5 protein-coding genes are annotated in these 4,728 nt (G+C 47.9%); 1 reads left to right on the top strand and 4 read right to left on the bottom strand.

All coding sequences use genetic code 11. The features are described from left to right. The first annotated feature begins 43 nt into the window (after nucleotides 1-43). A complete protein-coding gene (locus MCG44_RS00115; RefSeq protein ID WP_240286038.1) occupies nucleotides 44-607 on the top strand; it encodes a M15 family metallopeptidase in 564 nt (187 codons plus the stop codon). Here MCG44_RS00115 and MCG44_RS00110 read toward each other — a convergent pair. From MCG44_RS00110 to MCG44_RS00095, 4 genes are all read right to left on the bottom strand, one after another. Further along, nucleotides 564-2,459 (bottom strand): heavy metal translocating P-type ATPase, encoded by a 1,896-nt coding sequence (locus MCG44_RS00110; protein ID WP_240286036.1) that lies wholly within the window; start codon nucleotides 2,457-2,459, stop codon nucleotides 564-566. The two genes, MCG44_RS00115 and MCG44_RS00110, sit on opposite strands and share 44 nt — an antisense overlap. A 2-nt stretch (nucleotides 2,460-2,461) precedes the next feature. Continuing rightward, nucleotides 2,462-2,683, bottom strand: coding sequence for a hypothetical protein (locus MCG44_RS00105; RefSeq protein WP_240286034.1), 222 nt, complete (start codon nucleotides 2,681-2,683; stop codon nucleotides 2,462-2,464). Between the two features lie 93 nt (nucleotides 2,684-2,776). Continuing rightward, nucleotides 2,777-3,319 carry a stage V sporulation protein T gene (gene spoVT / locus MCG44_RS00100; protein WP_240286032.1) on the bottom strand — a complete coding sequence of 181 codons (543 nt, stop codon included), beginning with the start codon at nucleotides 3,317-3,319 and terminating at the stop codon, nucleotides 2,777-2,779. A 120-nt stretch (nucleotides 3,320-3,439) separates the two neighbouring features. Beyond that, the coding region (locus MCG44_RS00095; protein WP_240286030.1) for an MATE family efflux transporter at nucleotides 3,440-4,728 on the bottom strand (1,289 nt) is incomplete at its 5' end.

The raw sequence follows: 4,728 nt of genomic DNA, 5'->3' as shown, positions 1-4,728 counted from the left end.
GGTCGTCATACGCTGTAAAAAGCTAAGATACCGGAGGTTTTTTATGAATTCCTATGCCCGTCTCATCAATCGCGAACACCGTTTATCAGAAACCTACGTACCAAAAGACCTGACGGAAGCCGTCTTCCCATTCTGCGCTCCCCGCGGGGACAGCAAAAAGCTGATGCGCAAAGAGGCCGCCGATTGGGCTGCCCTTCTCTTCGCCCAGGCGAGGTGGGAAGGGATTCAGCTGTACGGGGTTTCCGGCTACCGGTCGTATGCACGCCAGAAAGAAATCTACGACGAAAGAATCGCAATACTTGAAGATCCGGAAGATAACCTGTTTATCGCACCGCCGGGTGCCAGTGAACATCAGAGCGGACTGGCCCTTGATGTCTCGTGCAAAAGCATTGACTATGATCTGACCGACGAGTTTGCACGCACCAGAGAAGGTAAATGGCTCGCCAAAAATGCTGCTCTTTTTGGTTTTATCCTGCGTTATCCGGCCTGCAAGACGGAAATAACCGGATATGCCTGGGAACCCTGGCATATCCGGTATGTGACACGTTCACTGGCTCTTTACCTCACACTGACTGGTCTGACACTCGAAGAGTTTTATCTGATGTAGACAGATGCCAGCTCAGCATACGCGATGAATTCAGCACTACAAATATAGAAGAAGCATTGTGGATCAGTGCGCCGACAACCGGGTTCAGAAAGCCCAGCCCAGACAGCAGTACACCGCATATATTGACAATACAGGCAAATACAATGATGTTCTGCCGGATAACATGCGCGGTCCGTCTTGAAAGCGCGAGCGTAAACGGAAACGCCTCTATATTATCAGCCATAAAAGCGATATCGGCCGTTTCCACCGCCACATCTGTTCCGGCAGCTCCCATTGCAATCCCCACATCTGCAAGTGCCAGCGCCGGCGCATCATTGACTCCATCCCCCACCATCGCCACTTTCTCGCCTTGTTTTTTCAGTTCTTCCAGATACTTCAGCTTCTCATCCGGTAAAAGTCCTGCATGATATTCTGTGATGCCCGCCTGGCTGCATATTTCCTTAGCGGTGGCTTCATTGTCCCCCGTCAGCATCACAATCCGGTCAATCCCCATCTCCCGCAGTGACTGTATCGTCTCCGGGACAGATTCCCTCAGCGTATCTGCCACGGAAATCCCGCCCAGTATTCTCCGTCCGCTGACAATCAGCATGGCTGTCCTTCCAAGCTTTTCTTCACGGTCCAGAAATTCCTCTGCCTTTCCATCATCAGGCTCACAGTTCTCGAGAATTTTCCTATTGGACACCTCATAAACTGCGCCCTGCACACTCACCCGGACTCCCCTGCCAAAAAGCATTTCAAATTCGCCGTCAGCAACCCCGGACATATCCATCTTCTTTACATTTTTTAAATAGTCTATGACGGCACCCGCTATCGGATGCTGCGAATTTTTCTCGGCAATTCCAAGCGCCTCCAGCGTCTCTGGCTCAGAACCCCACGAGACAAAGGATACCACTCTCGGTCTGCCCTTTGTCAGCGTACCCGTCTTGTCAAGGCAGACCGCCGTAATTTCAGCGCATCGTTCAATCGAACTGCCGCCCTTCAGGATAATTCCGCGTTTTGCCGCGTTTCCTACACTGGCGATCACTGCCGTGGGCGTCGCAAGGACCAGTGCACACGGACATGCAATCACAAGAATTGTCATCACCCGCATAATGTCTCTGGTGGCAATCCCTACGATTGCACAGATAATAAGTATCACCGGCAGAAAATAATTTGCAAATGTATCTGCGATTCTCTGTGTACTTCCCTTATTCTCCTGTGCTTCCCGAACAGTACCGATGATCTTACCCAGAACTGTATCGCTTCCGATCTTAACAGTTTTTATTTCGATAACACCGTTTTCATTCAGCGCACCCACAAATACCGTATCATCGACCGTTTTATCTACAGGCAGACTCTCCCCGGTTATAGAAGCTTCATTGACAGAAGCCTGCCCCTTTATTATGACACCGTCTACGGGTATCCGTTCTCCCGGAATGACCTTCAGGATATCTCCGGGGCGGACTGTCCTGATAGATACTTCCCTGAACTCCTCATCTATGTACTTTCTGCATACAGGCGGAACCAGGGATATCAGATCCCTGACTGCATTTTTTGTGCGTTCCATCGTAAGCTCTTCCAGCGCTTCCCCAAAGATCATCATAAATGATACGATCGCTCCCGACAGATATTCACCTACATACGTAGTCCCGACAAGTGCAAAAACTACCAGAACACCTGCGGTAACCTTCTTTAAAGAAATTACCGCGGACACTGTCGACCAGCAGACATATCCCCCTGCCAGGGTTAGTGGAATAACCGAAAACGGTATGGTAAACGGTATGTGCAGACCAAAATCCAATAGTGCAGCAACAACAATCAGAATCGCTATAAGCGCCGGGAACCTCATGGTCTTCCATAACATTTTTTTCATCATCAGGACTCCCCGCGGCGATGTCTCCTGAAAATGGAATCTTTCTTTTTCCCTTTATTTTCGCCGCTTTCCTCATGGCGATGGCGGTGATGGCGTTCCTCATCCGGGACGCCAAAGATATCGTCCATATCCTCCACCCCATCCAGTACTCCGTGTTTTCCTTCATGCAAAATAAGTGTATCCGGCACTACGGTTTCATTCATTTTGTTCATCTGTACTAACATAACAGTCCCTCCTTCTCATATCCCCCCTGGGGGGATATTTTACTAGTATTATAACACTTCTGAAGAAGGTGTCAAGAAGGAGTCCGCACATTATTAGTTTTCCATCTGCTTACCGAGAAAAACAGCCGCCATCTGTGCCATTTTCTTCTCCGCTTCGCCTATCTCTTTTTTCCCGCTTGCAATGATAACGGACCCGATGGCGTCACCGGCACTGATGATCGGCTGAATAACTGCTGACATATGATTCTCATCCTGTGATTCCACGAAACGAATGTGTTTATCGCTGTTTGCTGCAATCTGCGCACTTTCCCTGTTTGCGATCATTTTTTCCAGTTCAGGGCTGATCGCTTTCTGATTATATTCCTTCTGTTCCGGACCCGCCGCTGCCACGATCTGATCATGGTCAGAGATACAGGCAAGACATCCCGTAACAAAAGAAATTGCATCTGCAAATTCTCTGGCATATTTACTCAGTTCTCCTATAGGTGAATACTTTTTCAGAACGATCTCGCCTTCCCGTCCGGTGAAAATTTCCATCGGCTCACCTTCCCGGATGCGAAGTGTCCTTCGGATTTCTTTCGGCACCACCACACGTCCCAAGTCATCAATACGGCGTACAATTCCCGTTGCTTTCATATTCCGATTCCTCCGTTGTCTTTATCTGTTAATCCGTTTATACGATTTGATACTATTATCTGTTATAAAATGGATTAATATACACATAACGACATAGGAAAAGGAAGATTTTCCTTGCTTTTATTTTTTAATCTGATTATTCAGTTTTCGCATTTCAGGAACAATAAAAAGCGCAACGATGACTGCAGACGCGACATCCGCAACAGGCGCGGAGTAGAGTATTCCATCCAGTCCCATGAAAAGCGGCAGAATGAGGATCAGTGGTATCAGCAGGAGCAGCTGGCGGAGCATGGAAAGCAGTGAAGCCTTTAATGGCTGTCCCGTTGCCTGAAAATAATTCGTGGATACAATTTGAAAACCGGCACAGAAAATGCTGAACAGATAAGTCCGCAGGCATTTTACTGCAAAATCAGTAAACTCCTGGTTTTCTTTTCCAAAAAGCCCGATTATCGCCTCCGGCCGGGTCTGGCATACGATCCACCCAAGAAAGATCAAAACCGTAGCCGATACTGCCGCCCATATGTATGTCTCTTTGATCCTGCGGTATTTTCCGGCTCCCCGGTTATATCCCAGGATGGGCTGTGCTCCGATTCCAACTCCTATACCAACCGCCCCCATAATCATGGCTATTTTCATTACGATACCCATTGCGCTCAAAGCAACATCTCCGCCAATCGGACTTTTATCGCCATAGTACACAAGGGAATTATTCATCACCACCTGCATGATACAGGCGACGGACTGTGTGATCCCGGAAGATATGCCAAGTGTCAGAAAACTTCCGATAAGTTTTCCTTTCAGCCTCATCTGCTTTCTTCTGATCCTCATATGGAGAGGATTCTTCGACGAACGCATAAAGTAAACGCTCAGGACGATCGCTGAGATGATCTGCGAGGTAATGGTCGCAACCGCAGCTCCCTTTACACCCCAGTGAAATACAAAGATATATATGGGGTCAAGAATTGTATTTAAACCAGCTCCAATGAGCATGCCATACATGGAAAGCCTGGGATGGCCATCAGTTCTTGCCAGATTTGAAAGCACAATGCTGACCATGTTGAACGGGGTTCCCAGCAGTATGATTGATGTATAATCAACAGCATAGGGCATCACTGTCTCTGTTGCCCCAAATACCTTTAATATCGGACGGAGAAATGTAAGCCCGAGCGCCATTAAAACAACGCTTATTAAAATGGTAAAGACAAAGGCATTGTTTAAAGTTTTTTCTGCCTCATCTTCTTTTTTCTCGCCCAGCCTTATCGCCGCGTGGGCGCTGCTTCCGGAACCAATCAGTGTTCCAAATGCAAGCAGAAGCGTCATAATCGGGAATGCTACTGTTGTCGCAGCATTTCCCAGGTAACCGATGCCCTGCCCGATAAAAATCTGGTCAACAATATTATAGATAGAAT

This window comes from Lawsonibacter sp. OA9 (genome assembly GCF_022440585.1).
Note: the sequence above shows the minus strand (reverse complement) of the source record. Positions and strands in the feature narration are given on the sequence as shown.

What these genes read in the sequence shown, in the direction of transcription:
- MCG44_RS00105 (WP_240286034.1), bottom strand. Translation starts at nt 2,683, where the DNA reads ATGTTAGTACAGATGAACAAAATGAATGAAACCGTAGTGCCGGATACA.
- spoVT (WP_240286032.1), bottom strand. Translation starts at nt 3,319, where the DNA reads ATGAAAGCAACGGGAATTGTACGCCGTATTGATGACTTGGGACGTGTG.
- MCG44_RS00110 (WP_240286036.1), bottom strand. Translation starts at nt 2,459, where the DNA reads ATGAAAAAAATGTTATGGAAGACCATGAGGTTCCCGGCGCTTATAGCG.
- MCG44_RS00115 (WP_240286038.1), top strand. Translation starts at nt 44, where the DNA reads ATGAATTCCTATGCCCGTCTCATCAATCGCGAACACCGTTTATCAGAA.